The organism is Ralstonia chuxiongensis, assembly GCF_024158925.1.
Lineage (GTDB): Bacteria > Pseudomonadota > Gammaproteobacteria > Burkholderiales > Burkholderiaceae > Ralstonia > Ralstonia chuxiongensis.
The window spans coordinates 55,963-72,575 of sequence record NZ_JAMYWC010000011.1; the positions used below are offsets into that span (position 1 = coordinate 55,963).

A 16,613-nucleotide genomic window follows, 5' to 3' on the forward strand; every position below is an offset into this window, starting at 1 on the left:
GTCTCGGTCGCGAACGTTCTACTTCGCGACGATCTCCACAGCCGGTCGCACACGCATGCCCGGCGCCAACCTTGTCCATGGAAGCTCACCGGGATCGGCCAACGCCACACCAGGCGCTTTTGCCACCAGCACCGCTTGGGCGATCGGTTCAAAATCGGCCCGGAAGTGCACAGACGACTTGTTCACTAGGATCTTCATCAGCTCGGGCTGGATGCCCACCATGCGGTACTGATTCCGGTCCATCATCTGTGCGCGTGCTGAAGCCACCGCAACATGAACGTCGCCTATCCGTAAGCAGGCCGACAAGCCCAACTGGAGCTCCAAGCCGCTCATCATCGGGCCATGAAGAACACACTCGCCGTTGGACAAACTCACAACCGTGAATTTCCCTTCAAATGGGGCTCCGGAGTCCGATCCAATCGCGAGCTGGACCTCTGCCCCGAGCCCTGCGACGTGGGCTGCCTGCGCAGCGTCAGGATCGTAGATAAGACCAATCGCTGCGCGCTTGGCGTCGTGCCTTACAAGCGCGGCCAACATGCCGGTGGTGTTCGAATCGCCTCCGGCACCGGGGTTGTCTTGCGTATCAGCAATCACAACCGGCTTCTGCGCCGCCTCGGCAATTCCCATGGCGGCAAGCACGGCTTCGTCCGGCGTCAGGAACGTTGTTCCCCACAAGGGCTCGTTGTCCACAATGTCCCGATAGAGCGCGTCGACAGCGCGATCAAGCTCCGCCTGGTCTGTTCCGTAGCCAAAGATAGTGGGGCCACACTCGGGAAAGTCGGCAGCGGGAAAGCCTGGCGCGAACGAGAGTGACAGAACTCCGCCCGTCTCCAGTTGAGCTAAGCGCATATACACACTGTGCGCGGGTTCAGCGCTCGTACACATCCCGTTGATGGGGATCAGAAACGGCAGGCGCCGACACGCTTTGGCGACGGGCGACGTGGCTGCCGCAAGATCTGTGAGCAGTTGTGCCGCTCGCAAGCCCGTGGTAGCCATGTCCACGTGCGGATAGGTGCGATACGCGACCAGTCCGTCCGCGCAGGCTTGCATTTGCGCGGTCACGTTGGCATGCAAATCGAGCGACGCAACGATAAGTACCTCGTCACGCGTTGCTGCTCGCAGCCTTGCGAGCAATTCCCCTTCCCCGTCGTCACAGTGCTCGGTCACCATCGCCCCATGTAGATCGAGATAGATGGCATCGATATCATGCTGCTTGGCAGCGGCGACGATCTCCCCGGCAATCTTCTCGAATGCGTCCCATTTGACAGGCCCTGACGGATTCGCTGCTGCCCACAGCACTGGCACGAGCTCGTGGCCAGCTGCATCCATGGCCGCGAAGAAACCAGCGACCGGCACGTTTGCACTTCGCAGCGACAGAACGTCGCCGCCCCGCTTCATCGCCGGCCACCCATCGCCGTTGGCGAACATGTCATAGGTCGCGCGGGAACGTGCGAAGGTATTGGTCTCGTGATGGAAACCGGCGATCAGGATCTTCATGGCGTCACCGTTTGCGGCACGCCGGCCGCACGACGAACTGCCATCAGCACGGCCCCTATAACCAGCAATGCAGCGATGGCCAGGAGCCCGGCCTGCATCGAACCCGTAACGTCCTTGGTCCAGCCAATGATGGTCGGGCTGAAGAAGCCGCCAAACAGGCCAATAGAGTTGATGAAGGCAATGCCGCCCGCAGCGGCAGTCCCTTTGAAATGTTCCTGGGGGATCGTCCAGAAGACGGTGTATGACGCAAAAACAGCCGCCGTCGCGAGGGTGATGCTGGCCAACGCGGCAGGGAAAGATGTCGAATAGGCCGCAACGGTCAGAAAACCCGCCCCGAGAACCGCGGGAGCCGCGCTGTGCCACCTGCGCTCACCACCCCGATCAGAACTCCGGCTGATGGTGTACATGGCAACGATTGCCGCGAGATACGGCACTGCCGAGTAGATACCGATCTTGAACAAGTCAGTAAGCCCAGCGGACTTCAGGATCGTTGGCAGCCAGAAGCTGACGGCATACAGGCCACAGATGAGGCAGAAATAGGCCGCCGCCAGGACATACACCCGCGGATCGGTGAGCGCTTTGGTGAACGACATGGACCGGCCGGTGGCGGGTCCTTCAACTTGGCTAGCAATGACGGCCTTTTGCGCAGCTGTCAACCAAGGTGCGTCGGCCGGCTTATCAACCAGGTAGAAATACGCCGCAACCCCGAGCAGCACGGAGGGCACGCCTTCGATCAGGAACATCCATTGCCAACCGGCAAGCCCGCTGGCGCCTGCAAGATGCTTCATGATCCAGATCGATACCGGAGCACCGATCGCTCCGCCGACGGGGCCGGCGCCAAGAACGATGGCCATGGCCCGCGCCATTCTGGCCCCCGGATACCACAGGGCAAGGTAGTAGATCATGCCCGGCGCAAAGCCAGCCTCGAAGACACCAAGCAGGAAGCGCAGCGCGTAGAACGCTTCCACGTTGGTGACGACCAGCATGGCCGCTGACGTAAGACCCCACAACACCAGGATACGGCTGAGCGTCCGACGGGCGCCAATCTTGGCGAGCAACAGGTTGCTCGGCACCTCGAAGAGCACGTACCCCAAGAAGAAGATCCCTGCGCCAAGCCCATAAGCGGCATCGCTCAACGCGAGGTCACTTTGCATCTGCAGCTTGGCGAAGCCGATGTTGATGCGGTCCAGGTATGCAAACAGATAGCAAACAGCCAAGAATGGCAGGACTCGCCAGCTCACGAGGCGGTACACAGCTGCCTCCTGCTCTCGGATGACCAACACATGCGCCGTTGCGTTTGCTACCATCGACCGTCCTGCGATTATGCAAAATGTGACAGTAATCTACACGAAACACATAATGAAGGTGTCCGCTATTTTGTGGACGGGGTGGCCTAGAAATACGGACACCTTGATTTCACTCCATCGGGGGATGAAGCCACCCGCGGGGACGGGTAACAATAAAAAGGGGGGCTTGTTCATTATTCGAAGGAGACTGCATGTACGACATCACCCGCGCCAAGATGCGCGTTTTCCATGCATTGCTCGAACACCAATCGGTGCGCAAAGCCGCGGAGCAACTGGCTCTAAGCCGAACGCTGGTCAGTCGGTATCTGACAGAGCTTGAAGAGATGATTGGCGAGCGTTTGTTTGATCGTGCCGCCACGGGCTTGGTGCCGACCGACGCTGTGCCGTACCTGCTCGAATACGCGCGCAGTATCGAGGCTTCCCACGAGAAGCTGCTCGACGGTGTCAATCAGCTCAAGCGCTTGCATACCGGTAACCTTCTGATCTCGTTGAGCGAAGGTTTGATCGACACGCTAATCGAGGACGTACTGGCTGACTTCGCGAAGGAATACCCCGGCGTAGAGATCGTGCTGAACATGCGGGCGACCGCAGAGATAATCGACGATGTGTTATCAAATGAGGCGCATATCGGTTTGGCGTATAACCCACCCTTGACCGATGGTATCGAGTTCTGCGCCAGTGCTGTCCACAACATCGTGGCGGCCGTGCATCCCGATCATCCGCTAGCACAAAGTGACGGCCCCATTTCGCTTGAAGCAGCCCTCGCGTATCCCGTTGGAATCATGCCGCAGACATATGGCTTGGGTCTGTTGATTCGCACCATTGCCAAAGCGGAGAACCTTCGCCTCGCACCGAATTTCAACGCCAACACGCTTATGGCTCTACGCGCCTATGCAAGGCATGCAGGCGGCCTGGCGTTTGTTACCGACTTTTCGATTCGAAAGGAAGTGGCAGCAGGCCAACTGGTTGGCATTCGCCTCGACCATCCGCTCACAGAGAACCAGTACGCCCGCGTGCTAGTTAAGGAGAAACGTCCGCTGCCAAGGGCTGCGCAGGAGGTCATCAATGCGATCAACCAGCATCTGGCGGATCTATCTACGCAACGAACCCATTCGGATACTTTGGACGCGACTGGTGTTTGGTCTCCAAGGAATGCCGGATAGCGCTACCCGCTATCGGCTTCTTTCCGGCGCTGCTCACGGATGACCGTTTCTGGCTGCGGATTCAACCGGTCGATGCAACGTATGGATGGAATCGTTCCGCTGGCGTATCGAAGTTTAGCGTCTTGCGCGGACGTTCGTTGAGCCGTCTGGATCGTACCCGGTGTAGCGGTAATCCCATCGGCGGCAGCAGTCATCCTGCCGAGCCGGGCGGCAGCCTCGAGCTCAGGGGCTAGCGCTCAATTCGCGCACACCGTGTGGGCCGTCGTGATCGAACTGAAGCTGGCTTGCTACAGTGGGATATACAGGAAGTCCACACCTTCGGTAAGCGGCCCTCTCCCTCAAATAGGGGTGGGCATCCCGTAGCGGTATTCTCACTCCATCCAGTAGCACCGGCCCCTTGCCGTTATACATTGCGGCAAAGAGGCGCCATATCAAATCACTGCGCGCTCTACGCCCATTCCTGCTAATTCAGCACACGACCTTCACGGCCGATGATGCCAATGTCAACGTACTGCGAGCCCTCAAACTGAGAAAGGCCGTATTTCAACTCAAAGCCGCCCAGATCGAACGGGCCGCGCGTCTGCAATGCAGTACGTACCGCGTCACCCGTCACCGGGCCAGAGATCTTTCGTAGCACTTCCACGAACAGCCTCGCCGACACATAGCCCTCCAGGGCGGTCGTCGATTTCGCCAAGTCGGGTCGCCCCACCGCGATCATGTCGGCCACAAAGGCCCGCGTGAGCTTCGTATCGTGCTTGTCGAGCGCCGGCATGACTTCAGCGACGCAAACACCCCGGGCCAGATCCGCGCTTGATGCGCGCACGAGCTCGTCAGCCGACAACGCGGAGTTGGTTGTCACCAGTGCATTGCCGCCACGTTCACGATATGCTTTCAGGAGCCCGCCAACATTGACGCTGTCCGAGAACATCAAGATCACGTCAATGTTCGCATTCAGTACAGTCTCCGAAATCTTGTTCAGCGACGGAGCACCCATCGCCTTTGTTTCGAGCGGAACGGTCAGGACCGGCTTGATACCAAGTGACTGCATCGCAGCCGTACTTTTATCTCGTCCGTCCTCGCCAAATGCATCCTCCTGATACAACACGGCAACACGCTTACCGCCCACGGTAACGCTTTGCCGAACCATCCGCTCTGCCTCGGCCTTCACGCCCGCGCGAATGTAGAACACCCACCGGTTCTCTGGGCTCTGGCGGAGTTGCGTTGCCGACACAATGGCGCCAATAACGGGGGTATGAGCGGCATCCAGAACACCGCTTTTGATGAGGGCTGCCGTTCGAGAGGAGCCGTAGTAGTTCAGCAAGGCTACCGGATGCTGCTGACGTACGACCTCCGCGGCACGCTGCGAGGCGGTATCTGCATTGCTTGAACCGTTGATCGTCACGATCTTGATGGTATGTCCGTTCACACCGCCAGCCTCGTTGACACGACGCAGATACAGCTCAGCCGCCTCAGCTGTAGCACGCGTTGACGGAGCTATCGAACCCTCCAGTGGCAACACTTGAGCCACGGTGACGACGTCCGCCCCAGCGTGACTGGAAAGGAGCGCGGCAATCAAAGTCCCCAGCAAGGCAATGCTTTTGATCTTCATATCAGGTGATCCATGCGCGTTCGTGACGTATACCTCTCCATCTTGAGCAGGCGCGCGCTCGAAACCAAGCGTGAGCTGTCGGGATGCGGCATCATGGGCGACAGCAGACGCAGCCCGATCGAACCGGCCGTCGGCCATATCAAGGTGACGGTAAGCTCGACCGGAATTGGCTCCGCGGTGCACTGGGCAATGCGATGCACGCGGAGCTGTGCAACGTCGGCCATAACCTGCACGTGATCCTCAGGATCGAAAAAACGTGCTGAACCGATGTGCTCAAAGATCACTGACATCGTTAGCTCGGCGGTGCAGGTAGGCGCGGACCGGTTCAAGTTTCGCGAGCGTCGGCATCTGTGCGCAGGTCCGCAGGGCTGTGTTCCACGGATACGCTAGCTGGCCGAGCCAGTCATCGAAGACCACCTGCGTAGTGTCAGGCGGTAGCACTTCCATGGCGTCGATCACGATGTCCAGCGTTTGTACGCGCCACCCCTGTTCCTGCAGGGTGAATGCCCATTCGTAGCTGCCGCAGCCAACGCGCACGTTGCTGTCAACCTTGTTGGACATCCCGACGAGCCAGTCGCACTCATAGCGCCTTGAGCCAGGGGCGGGGGGCGAATTTGTCAAGCAAAACGTATAGACATTGTCGTAGGTCTGTCCGAAGCGCCTGACAAGCACATCGGCGATGGCGGCCAGGCCTTGGCTGCGCGCGGGGAAACTGATGGCCTCCGACTTGACTGTCATGTGGAGTGTTGCATCCGCAGCGAATGCATGCGGCATCAGGTGCGGGCGGTTCTCATCCTTTGCGCGCACATAAGTTCGGATCAAGGCCTCGGGATCAAGAGATGTCGGCATTTGCGGTGTCGTGAGGGTGTTCATGAACGACGAGCACGTAGGATGGCCCGTCGATCTCTTGCGTGTCCGCGACGATGAAAAAGGTCAAGGGAAGCCCCGGCCTTGCAGCGGGAATGGGCCGAAAGTACGCGGCCGTCACCGACAGCTTCGTCTCGGTTCGAGGAACCGGCTTTAGGCGCAGGGGCTTGGCGAGCGCCTTCATGAGCCCCGGCACCGCCGGAAAAGCAACGAGCTGAACGACTCCACTGTCGTCCCCTGCATAGAAGGCACGGCTGGCCTGATAGCCAAGACCTCGATGCCGGGCGGAAGTACATGGGTGTAGTTAGAGCCCCCCATCTGTACGCTGACCTTGACCCCGAGCCGCTCAAGGTCATGCCGCTCGTGCGCGTTGCTCCCGACCAATGTGGTCTTGCCTTGCGCGACGTCCTCCAGCAGGCGGCCGAGGTCTGCGGGAGACTTCGGCCCATCGGTTTGCGCATGGGCATGGGCCGCTACCAAGACGACTGCAGACACAAGCATTTTCAGGAGATGGCGCTTTTTCATATCGCTGGACGCTTCAAAGACCGTTTGTGGAATTTCGTGGTGTAACCCGCGCGTTGCCGCCCCCTTTGCGCAGTGATCGCCTACCGCTGGGGTTCCGCGGGCATGTCCACCCCCATGCGCTGCAGCTCATTCCTGGCGAGGCAGGCACGCCAGGCATCCATTAGCGCCTCGGCAACCTGTTGTGCCCGCTTGCCGCTTAGGCCCATCAGCTTGATAGTCAATACGTTCTTGCGCCGCCCATGCCATGCCCGAAAGCGCGACACACCGAGCGCTGGCGGCGCAGCCTGCGGCACGAGCGTCAGATGCACATTGAACGTGCCATTGAAGACCTGAAAGTTAAAGTCGTTGACCGTGTCCCACGGCAGCATTGCCGGCACGTTGAACAGTTGCAGCCCTTGCGGGTGAACCACCAGCGCCGGCTTGCGGCCGCGTCGCCATACCGCAAAGGCGCACCACAGGCAGAGCAGTGCCGCTGCCAGCAACGCCATGCCCTGCATCATCTGCGTATCGGACATGCCCCTGTGCACCAGCATCCGGCCAGAAAGCCCCAGCCCTACCGCCACCAGTGCAAACGCCGCTGCGGTGCCCAGCGGACGCTCGGTCACCGGCACAGGCGCGCCTGCCCGTTGCGCGATCTCGGCCAGCGCCGCGATCTTCTGCTGGCGCTGGGTTGCGGCAACCGCGCTCAACTCCTGTTGCAGCGTTGCATTGATGTCGACCGACGGCCCGGCCTCCGCGGCGGGCGTGCCGTCCTGCTGCTCCAAGCCGAGCTCCGCCAGCAAGCGGCTGCCGGCGGGGTCCATGGCGCGTTGCACTAGCGCCGGGCTCACCGGCATGCCGATGGCGTCCAGGCGTTCCGCCAGCTCCGGATGGGTGTCCGTCGGGTGAGCCTGGCGGTTCTGCAGATGCCGGCTCGGGTCGACCATGCCCCGTTCGTTGACGAGCTTGCAGACATGCGCCAACACGCCGCCTTGCACGGTCCCACCCTGCTCCCAGTGGCTGGCGAGCGCTTCGTCGACGTGCGGCTCCAGCGCGCTGATGCGCAGCAGGGACGTAGCGACAGCCTCGGCGCCGGCGGCCTCGGCGCCTACCGTGTCGGCGGCAAGCTCGCGCTGGCGGCTCCAGAAACGCACCGCGTTGTGAAAGCTATTCAAGAACATCTCGCCGAACAGCGTCGCCGGTCGGGTGAGCGCGGCGCGCAGACCATCATCCGCACGCTGGTCTCCGCCGACCGCCGCGATCTGGCGGATGGAAGCCGAATAGATCGGAGAGAAGTGCCGGCTATAGACCGTGTCCTCGCCGAGGAAGTGACCCAGCTCATGACCGACGACCGCCGAGACTTCAGGCGCATTCAGGAACGCCATGTACGGCAGCGGCAGATACAGTACGCGGCCTTTGGGCACGTCGGCGCCGCTGCTCAGACGCACCGGGTGCTCGGTCACGAAAAAACCTTCGTTCAAGCCGACGACGATCGCATCGGGCATGTCGGCGCCGACACGGGTCGCCACGCTGCCGACGAATGCCCACAATGCCGGCACTTGCTCGCGGGACGCCACCTGCCCCATCACCTCGATGGCCCCGACTTCGAGCGGCCGCCGCGCGGCGCGCACCACGTCGACCAGCGCCAGTACACCGTATGCAACCAAGATCCCCGCAAACAGGACGAGTGCGACGACCAGTTTCATGTCGCTGCGGCTGTAGTCCTGCTGGCGCAGGATAGGCATCACCTCGAACAGCATGGCGGCAACGGCTGCGGCGAACAGCAGCAGCACCATGACCACCATGTAGACCGGCAAGAGCCGTTTGCCCCGCAGGAACGTCTCCAGCAATTGCTCGCGCGAGCGCATCGCCTGCCGGGCCATCCGGCCCTGGTAAAACAACCCGGCGCCCGCGCACAGCAAGGCCAGGACGGCACACGCTGCAGTCACCATCGAGAGGACGGACTCCAGGCTGCGTGTCACGTGCTGCATGCTGCCGGATTCGATATCTGCCAAGGCCGTACTGACACGGTCTCTGGCACGGTTGACTGAGAGCCTGTGCCCCTGGCGGTCAAACACAAACGCGTATGGATCCCGCGCCTGGATGGCATCCAGATCGTTGAGCACCCTCTTGTAGGCACTGATTTGTTCTGCCACGTCGCCATCCACGCGCGCACGCGTCTGCTGCCACAGGCCCACCAATAGCAGGAACAGCGGAATGCCGATGAGAACACACCACTGTTTCACCCGGGATTTCCACTGTGCTTGTGCTGATTTCATTGGTTCTTCGGTACTTGCTGTGTAAAGCCGGCCGTACTATCGGGCCGGCAACTGAAAGGAAAACACAAAGTTCATATCGCCCCACGCCGCAAAATGCACGGAGACCTCAGAGCCCGTTTGGAAATTCAACGAGGAGCATTCTGCGCAGTAGCAAGCCGTTCATGGCGATAAGAATCATGACCTCCGATACGTCCGCGCGCTGCTCCTAGTCGCGTACGAGTCGGCGCCAGCGAACCATCCGCCCAAAGGTGCGCTCGACCACCCAGCTGCTCGGCAGAACGGCAAAGCCCGTTTGCTGCTCGCGGCGGCACACCACCTCAACCACGAAGTCGAGGGTTGCGGCCTTGTCCATCAGCGTTGTGCGGTCATACGCGCCATCAGCAAACAGGTGTTCACACCCGGCCGACATTTCTTCACGGCCTCTAGCACCGCCAGAGTCCCCGTTCTGTCGACAATGTCCGCCGGCGTCGGGTTCACCATCAGCAGTCGTCCATCCGTGTCCACCGCGATATGCCGTTTGCGCCCGACGAATTTCTTGGCTGCATCGTAGCCACGCTTGTCGGCCGAGGGCGCTTTGACAGCCTGGCTGTCGATAACGCCCGCACTCGGGCACGGCTGTCGCCCAGCCAACGCTCTATCGAGCATCAGCCCCACGTCGTGCAGCGTGCGGAACAGGAAGCGTCGCGTGAGCCGCCGAAACCACCAATACACGGTCTGCCACGGCGGGAAGTCGTGAGACAGCATCCGCCAGCCGCAGCCCGCCCGAACCAAGTACCGCAGGGCGTTGACCACCTCCCGCAAGACGTACTCCCGGCGCCGGCCTCGCACGGCTGCGCGCGACAACAGCGGTTGTACAGCGACCTACTCGACGTCCGTCATGTCGCTGGGGTAAGGCTTGATCTTGCGAGCCAGCTTCGCCTCGCGTTCTCGATGTTCTTCTTTCCACATCTCGCCTTTACATCAACCTCGAGAGGAATTTTCAAACGGGCTCTTAGTGGACCGCTCCACCTGAATAGCAACGCTGCGCCTCGCCAACCGATAACCCTCGCCCCGCACCGTCTGAATCAGGCCATCACAGCCAGTACCGGCAAGGGCAACGCGCAATTTCCGGATATGAACGTCGACCGTGCGCTCGCCGACGTACGCTCCCCCGCCCCACACCCGGTCAAGCAAATTAGCGCGCGAATGCAGATGCTGAGGGTGCATGACTAAAAAGTGCAGTAACCGAAATTCCAATGGAGTGACTGGAATTGGGCGCTGGCCCGAAGGCGTCTCAGCAGTCACGCTCAGCGTAAGGGGGTCGAGTCTTAAGTCATTCAACTGAACGCTGTTATCGACATGCTGGGTCGGACATCGACGCAGTATCGAACGAATACGCGCATGGAGCTCGGCGGGATCACATGGGTCGACGATATAGTCGTCGGCTCCAGCATTCAACGCTGAGATCTTGGCCGGGATACTGCTGTGACGAGAGACTACGATAATGGGCAATCGCTGCAGGTATGCGTCCGAGCGCAATGCCAGCAATTGGTCAATCGCGTGTTGTTGCTTCGGCCAAGCCCACTCCATCAGCATCATGTGTGGGCATGACTTGTACACCGTGGCCTGGACCTGATCAACCCCATTTGCAAACTGAACGCGATGTCCCGCGTCCCTCAGTACGAATGACAGCCGGTCGCGCTGCGCCTGATCTTGAACCACCAATAAGATCTCACTGCCCATAGATACTGCCACTTTCTATCGCTCTGCCCAGATCAACTGGCGTACCAGCCCCCTCCGTTTTGCCTGCAGTGCGGACCTCTTCGGTACGAGAGCGTCAAAACGCACGTCTTTTCTTCAAGGGGCAGATCGTAGCGCCCTCAATGGAGTTCTTGTGTCTAGCAAACGGCACCTCGGAGACTAAAGCAGCATCATTTCTTTGGCTACCGAATTATTTCGATCGATCAACATCGAATTTATCGATGGCAGATATTTTCTTTATCGACTTATCCTTGTTTTAGTCAATCCTATAGGAAATCATAACGACGCATACTTTAACAATTGATCATCAGGAGTTTCATCTTCCTGACATCCGGTTTTGGCGAAATGCGGCCGAAATTCCATTGCATATACGCAATCGGCCAATCACTCTCTTCGCCCAACCGCCCTCACCATGAACCACACCCTGAGCTTCCTCATGCACACTAAGATGCATGAGGCCTCTCGCCAATGCATCTACGCTCGACTCCTCACACGACATGACCTGCCTGCATTGCTCAAACTGGAGCACGAAAAGTGGGATACCGAACAGGCGGCCTCGCAGATCGAATTGGAGGAGCGCATCGCGGCCTACCCCGACCTTGCAATGGGTACTTTCTGTTCCGAGACGGGACAATTGCTTGCGTCTCTTTTCCTTAAGCCAGTAGCGCGTGACTTCCATCGTCACGTCCAAACTTGGCGAGACTGTACGTTGTTACCCGCCCCTGAGGAAACAACAACACTTTTCGGTATCAGCCTGACGAGCCGCCGCAGCAACGGCGTTGACGCCCTGCTGGCATTCTTCTGGCCTTATGCGCTTAAGCGCGGATGGCGCCATGTCTACCTTGGGTCTCCCATTCCCGGATTGAGCCAATGGCGGCAACAACATCCGAAGGGCCCAATCGAAACGTACGTGCGCGCGCGACGCTCCGGCATGCCGCTCGATCCGCAATTGCGCTACTACCGCGGCCGGGGCTTCACGAAGATCGTCGACGTCAAGTCCAACTACTTCCCCCATAAACGCTCGCTCGACCATGGTGCGCTCTTGCGCGGCACCATTCCGCTCTCAAGCCTGTCCCCGCTTTGGCGGATGATGTCGTTGCAGACGATCAAACGCATCACGCGCCATCTGGCGTGCCTGCTGTAGGAGGGTCCATGTCGTCAACAGTGACGCACCATAGGCATCAGCAACCAGGCTGGCGCGGCGACCTGCCCAGTCTTCTCTTCCTCGCCACCGTGCTGCTCAATACGGTGCTAATTGCGGCGACGTCGTCTCCTTGGCTGCATGCGTTGCTGGCGCTGCCCCAGGCGCTATTTCTGGCGGGTTGCCAAGAAGCGAAGCATATGGCCGTACATCGTACTTTCCTATCGCACCATGGTGCGAATGACGCGATCGGCGTCGTTTGCGCTGCGTTATTCGGCGTGAACTTCATCGCCTATCGCTACTTTCATCTCCGGCATCATCGCGCTACCTGCACCAATGCAGACCCGGAGGGCCGGCTTTATGTGCTGAGCTGGAAGACACGCTGGATCTGGCTGCTTGCACCGCTTGAGGTGCCTTGGGTTGCCTATCATCAGAATCGGGTTGGCTGGACGATGGTGCCGCCGTCACGATATTGGCAGCGAACCATGGCGCTTGCCTGGATGGTCACATTCATCGCTGCAATCGGCGTCGGTGCCTGGCATTCGGCCGCGGTAAGACAGTTGCTCCTGTGGGCCTATGTTGTACCTGCCACCGTGCTGTCATGGTTCGACTTCGTGCTGACGCAGGCCGAACACTACGGAGTTCCGGTCACAGCCACGACCCGTCGACAGGATCCCGGCGCGATCACGCAGGACATTTTGCTGCCACCGGGCCTGGGATGGATGACTTTGCACCGTTCGCTGCATCGGGTGCATCACTGCTACCCATCGGCGCGTTGGCATCACGCGCCTAGGCTTCTGCGCGTCGACCCGACCGCTGCTCCCATGACATATCTAGCATTCGTTCGCCGCTGGATGGCAGAAGGGCCCCGGCTCTGGCGCCCCTTGGAGACAATACCGATAGCGGCCAACGTGGACACTCCGATGGCGGAAGGTGGACAGTCGTCGTGAGCTGCTACACGTTCTCACTTGCTCATGCGAAAGACGACGCGCAGTTGCGCGAGCGCATGGCCTCAGATTGGATTGAAGGTGCCACTGCCATTAGCCTGCGCCGAGAGCCTTCCTATTTTTCGGCCAGTCGTCTGCAAGGAGACAAGGTGCAGGTCATCATAGGCCGCGATACCGTGACTGGGCGCGTGGTGGCAACAGCCGCCCGTAGCATTACGACTGTTGTTCTGAACGGCAGTCCGCAACGCGCAGCACTTCTTTCCGATATCCGCGTCGATCGCGCCCATCGAGGGCGAGGTCTGGCCATGCAGCTACTCCGTGCACTACGAACACTCGATAGTACCGACCCGTTGCCAACTCACGCGCTCGTCTACGATGACAACGAAGTGGCGCTTCGAAGTCTCACTGCCAAGCGTGCGGGCATGCCTCAATGGAAACAGTTTGGCGGGCTGACAGTGCTGGCACTGCGCTTAGGAAAACGACGCCCAGAACTGGAGCTTGATGGCGTTGAACTGCGGCGCGCCCATGCCAATGAGTTGCCGGCGGTCGTTCACTTTCTCAACGCGCACCGGAAAGGTAACTGGGCACCGTTGCTCGACGTTGCAGACTTCGAGCCGGGAGGTCGTTGCGATACCTTGCAAGCACGCGATTTCTTCGTGGCAGTCAAGGGCGGAAATCCGTGTGCCGTGATCGCTGCCTGGGACCAGTCCTCACTACGGCAGGCGCACGTGGAACGCTACTCGCGCCCATTGGCATGGATGCGTCCGGCCTACAACGCTTACGCATGGGTGCGCGGTCGAGCGCGTCTTCCTGCGCATGGACAGGCGCTCCCCTATCTCTACCTTGCCTTCATCGCCGTCGAACACCACGATACCTCTATCTGTGCTGCGCTACTGCGCTACACCCACAATAGGCTGGCCGAAGGTCCATGGCTCTACGCATTGGCAGCGTTGAACAATGATGACCCGCTGTTGCCGGTATTCAGTGCCTACCCTGCCGCCCATTCGGCAGTACGGCTCTATGAAGTGGATTTCGAGACGAGAGCCGACACTACGGACGCTCCTTCTCCCGACTCGCGCTCGTGCGTGGAGTTTGCCTTGACATGAGCGCAGTCGGCGCACCGAAGCATAAAAGGCGCTACCCGAGACCTAGCGCCGAATGCTGGCCCTTGGTCGATTTGTCGATCCGTTTTTTTTGCGATATCAAAGGAGGTCTCTTAGGCAACAAGGTCGCTACTTCGTGCTGTGTCATGACGATGCGCTGCATCAGCCTTCGCCCCTAAGAATGACAGAAAGATGACAACATCCTGGACAAAATGCGCGCACCACGCCAAAAACAATCCATGGGTCTGCATCGTTGCAATCGCAAAACACCAACCCACCACTGCGGACCCGATGACAACGGTAAAACCGGAAGCTTGCCCACGGACATGCGCCAGTGCGAAAAGAACCGCTGACAAGAGCGCGACTTGCGATGGCTCCCATACCCCGCGAGCTACTGAAATGATCGCTCCTCGGTAAATGAGTTCTTCTGACAGCGCATTGATCGCCGATATCGCGATCACCCAAACACCAAACTTGCCGATAAAAACCGGCCAATTTTGAATGTTGCGTAGAGAACTGAACACGAATGCCAGCGTGGCCAGGCCGAAACCAAATGTCAGCAAGCAGCCCCCGTGCAACCATGAGACACCATCTACGTGAGGAAGGCCAAAAGCTTCCATTTGGACTGACGACGCGAGTGCCCCAAGACTGAACTCTCGCGTGCGCTCCGAGTTAGATAGCTGGTGAGCAAGTACGACGACGATCACCGCTAGCGCACCGAAGGCGATTTGGTAACGCACCTGCCTTTGAATGAACCTTTGGGGGGAATCCGCAGAGGCAGCAACGAGCCGCGTGGGATAGCGCCAAAGAGCCCATGCCGCTGACGTGACGAGGCAGACGGCAGCAATGATCAGGACAAGAGGCAGCATGTTGATGGAGATCATTGCTCACTGATAGCAGTGAGTAAAATCGAAGGCTCCCCCGCCAGTAGCGGTAGTTGCCTATCCAGACAGCCTAAATGAGGAAGCTCATCTAAGGCTAGGCGAGAGTCGCTTTGGTATTGCTCTGCAGTGAAGTAAAATTCGACTCCCGCGCAGGCATCTTTCAATCGCATTGGGTTGTGTCAAGTGCAGAGATTGCTGGCATCAGCACTTCGGCGTGCATGCCACGAACCTGGCAAGCATGGGGTCGAGCAATGGCGACTGAATACGCATCGTCCGGTGCCTGACGACATCATCTGCATCGCTGGTCAGCTGGGCCACCACGTTCGGCGGCAGGTTCGGGATAACAGCGACGGCGCGGCGGACGACGGTACAGGGATCACCTGCCATCCGTGTCACCCATTCGGCCGGACCGCGGCCGTGCGCATGCACCACGGCCGCCCGGACGTCGGCCGCGGCATCCTTGGCGAAACATATCTGCAGGTCGGAGGGACAGTGCACGTGGCTGGCCACCGCTGCCCTCACGACGTGAGCCGGATCGTTGGCCAACTGCCGCAATAACGCTTCCGACACGTCTGGAGAGGTCGCTAGCGCCCAGCGCACGCGGGCATCGGCGTGGTCCGCTAGCAAAACCTGCAGCTCAGGCTCGAGCTTGGGGCGCATGGCCACGTCCCAGCCGTGGCTGGCAACCAGTTCGCCCAGGCGCGCGGGCGCGGTATCGGGGTGCAGCGCCTCGCGCCAGACGGTGGCAGGAGCAGGCTCCGGTGTGGAAAAGGCCGAGCGCCCCTGGGCTTCAGCGGCCTTCACGTGTGCGATGACTTTGGCTGAGCTCGGGGTCTCAAAGTCATCGTACTCGTCCTGCTCTTCGTCTTCGCAGCCCTCGGGGCTCGCATCTTCGACCTCGCACCCATCTTCTTCGCCTTCAATCAGACCGAGCATTCGGTAGGGCCTCAGGCTGCTCTTCGCGTCGAAGCCTAGACTGTAGTAGTAACCTTCGAGATCGGAGCGGTGCAGATCGAACAGGCACGATTTGTCGTCACCAATGAATGCCCGTGCAGCAACCTGCCCGCCACACTCAAAGACCCAGTCGTTGTAATACTGCAGGTTCAAACCTTGCACCAACAAATCGCGAGCAACATATAGCGTGTACCACGAGAAAACATGGCGGCAGCGCATGGAGCCAAATACGGCCAGCAACCCGCCTCCAAGGTAGTCGTCATACCAGCCGTCGACGATCATATCGCCCGTTACGATCAGGTTGATGTCGTTCACGACGTTGGAAGGCAAGCGCAAGTCGCCTTCGTGGATCCACCAAGTCCAGTCCCGCAGATAGACGTCGACGGTACTTGCCCCGCCCGGTGCCACGCGGTGGCACGCTTTGATCAGGGTTCGGCATTCCTCCTTGGATGCGCGGCGGAAACGATATTGCAAACTAGAAAGATAGATCATGCGACATTCGATGTAATCGCAATACCAGTGGCCATACGCCGGCTCGTAGCCATGGAGCGCATCGGGTCAAATTCTTATCGCTGCATCGCCGCCGCTACGCTCGCTGAAGGCGCCGCACCGGCTGTG

The 16,613-nt window shown here is 59.8% G+C and carries 14 protein-coding genes and 2 pseudogenes; 6 read left to right on the forward strand and 10 right to left on the reverse strand.

Annotated elements, in window-relative coordinates; translation table 11 throughout:
- Positions 1-18: 18 nt before the first annotated feature.
- Together NKG59_RS25230 and NKG59_RS25235 are read right to left on the reverse strand one after the other, a co-directional pair.
- Positions 19-1,497, reverse strand: a complete 1,479-nt coding sequence (locus NKG59_RS25230; protein ID WP_253542882.1) for a M81 family metallopeptidase — start codon at positions 1,495-1,497, stop codon at positions 19-21.
- Entirely contained in the window at positions 1,494-2,804 is a 1,311-nt protein-coding gene (locus tag NKG59_RS25235; RefSeq protein WP_253542884.1) for an MFS transporter, read from the reverse strand. Before NKG59_RS25235 ends, NKG59_RS25230 begins: the two co-directional genes overlap by 4 nt.
- 191 nt (positions 2,805-2,995) lie before the next feature.
- Here NKG59_RS25235 and NKG59_RS25240 point away from each other — a divergent pair, with 191 nt between their 5' ends.
- Positions 2,996-3,967 (forward strand): LysR family transcriptional regulator, encoded by a 972-nt coding sequence (locus NKG59_RS25240; RefSeq protein WP_253542886.1) that lies wholly within the window; start codon positions 2,996-2,998, stop codon positions 3,965-3,967.
- Between the two features lie 463 nt (positions 3,968-4,430).
- Here NKG59_RS25240 and NKG59_RS25245 read toward each other — a convergent pair whose 3' ends face one another.
- Positions 4,431-5,576 carry an ABC transporter substrate-binding protein gene (locus NKG59_RS25245; RefSeq protein ID WP_253542888.1) on the reverse strand — a complete coding sequence of 382 codons (1,146 nt, stop codon included), beginning with the start codon at positions 5,574-5,576 and terminating at the stop codon, positions 4,431-4,433.
- Positions 5,577-5,681: 105 nt separating this feature from the next.
- On the opposite strand from NKG59_RS25245, the pseudogene NKG59_RS25250 reads away from it, so the two are divergent.
- Positions 5,682-5,839: pseudogene (locus NKG59_RS25250) on the forward strand (IS5/IS1182 family transposase); the annotation flags it as partial.
- A 10-nt stretch (positions 5,840-5,849) separates the two neighbouring features.
- On the opposite strand, the gene NKG59_RS25255 reads toward NKG59_RS25250, so the two are convergent.
- Both NKG59_RS25255 and NKG59_RS25260 read right to left on the reverse strand, forming a co-directional pair.
- Positions 5,850-6,449 (reverse strand): nuclear transport factor 2 family protein, encoded by a 600-nt coding sequence (locus NKG59_RS25255; RefSeq protein ID WP_253542889.1) that lies wholly within the window; start codon positions 6,447-6,449, stop codon positions 5,850-5,852.
- The gene (locus NKG59_RS25260; RefSeq protein ID WP_253542891.1) at positions 6,409-6,627 is read right to left on the reverse strand and encodes a hypothetical protein; all 219 of its coding nucleotides are present in this window, start codon (positions 6,625-6,627) and stop codon (positions 6,409-6,411) included. Before NKG59_RS25260 ends, NKG59_RS25255 begins: the two co-directional genes overlap by 41 nt.
- A 170-nt stretch (positions 6,628-6,797) precedes the next feature.
- Here NKG59_RS25260 and NKG59_RS25265 point away from each other — a divergent pair, with 170 nt between their 5' ends.
- The gene (locus NKG59_RS25265; RefSeq protein WP_253542892.1) at positions 6,798-7,013 is read left to right on the forward strand and encodes a hypothetical protein; all 216 of its coding nucleotides are present in this window, start codon (positions 6,798-6,800) and stop codon (positions 7,011-7,013) included.
- Between the two features lie 35 nt (positions 7,014-7,048).
- On the opposite strand, the gene NKG59_RS25270 is transcribed toward NKG59_RS25265, so the two are convergent.
- The 3 genes and pseudogenes from NKG59_RS25270 to NKG59_RS25280 form a co-directional block, all read right to left on the reverse strand.
- The gene (locus NKG59_RS25270; RefSeq protein WP_253542894.1) at positions 7,049-9,226 is read right to left on the reverse strand and encodes a M48 family metallopeptidase; all 2,178 of its coding nucleotides are present in this window, start codon (positions 9,224-9,226) and stop codon (positions 7,049-7,051) included.
- Between the two features lie 106 nt (positions 9,227-9,332).
- A pseudogene (locus NKG59_RS25275) lies at positions 9,333-10,174 on the reverse strand (IS5 family transposase).
- A 12-nt stretch (positions 10,175-10,186) separates the two neighbouring features.
- Entirely contained in the window at positions 10,187-10,948 is a 762-nt protein-coding gene (locus NKG59_RS25280; protein WP_253542895.1) for a winged helix-turn-helix domain-containing protein, read from the reverse strand.
- A gap of 430 nt (positions 10,949-11,378) precedes the next feature.
- Here NKG59_RS25280 and NKG59_RS25285 point away from each other — a divergent pair, with 430 nt between their 5' ends.
- From NKG59_RS25285 to NKG59_RS25295, 3 genes are read left to right on the forward strand one after another with little or no spacing between them, the layout of a single operon-like run.
- Positions 11,379-12,110, forward strand: coding sequence for a hypothetical protein (locus NKG59_RS25285; protein WP_253542897.1), 732 nt, complete (start codon positions 11,379-11,381; stop codon positions 12,108-12,110).
- An 8-nt stretch (positions 12,111-12,118) separates the two neighbouring features.
- Positions 12,119-13,057, forward strand: coding sequence for a fatty acid desaturase family protein (locus tag NKG59_RS25290; protein WP_253542899.1), 939 nt, complete (start codon positions 12,119-12,121; stop codon positions 13,055-13,057).
- Positions 13,054-14,160 (forward strand): GNAT family N-acetyltransferase, encoded by a 1,107-nt coding sequence (locus NKG59_RS25295; protein ID WP_253542901.1) that lies wholly within the window; start codon positions 13,054-13,056, stop codon positions 14,158-14,160. Before NKG59_RS25290 ends, NKG59_RS25295 begins: the two co-directional genes overlap by 4 nt.
- A 110-nt stretch (positions 14,161-14,270) precedes the next feature.
- Here NKG59_RS25295 and NKG59_RS25300 read toward each other — a convergent pair whose 3' ends face one another.
- Together NKG59_RS25300 and NKG59_RS25305 are read right to left on the reverse strand one after the other, a co-directional pair.
- The gene (locus tag NKG59_RS25300) at positions 14,271-15,041 is read right to left on the reverse strand and encodes a CPBP family intramembrane glutamic endopeptidase (RefSeq protein ID WP_253542903.1); all 771 of its coding nucleotides are present in this window, start codon (positions 15,039-15,041) and stop codon (positions 14,271-14,273) included.
- A 201-nt stretch (positions 15,042-15,242) separates the two neighbouring features.
- A complete protein-coding gene (locus NKG59_RS25305) occupies positions 15,243-16,487 on the reverse strand; it encodes a HEAT repeat domain-containing protein (RefSeq protein WP_253542908.1) in 1,245 nt (414 codons plus the stop codon).
- Between the last annotated feature and the right edge of the window lie 126 nt (positions 16,488-16,613).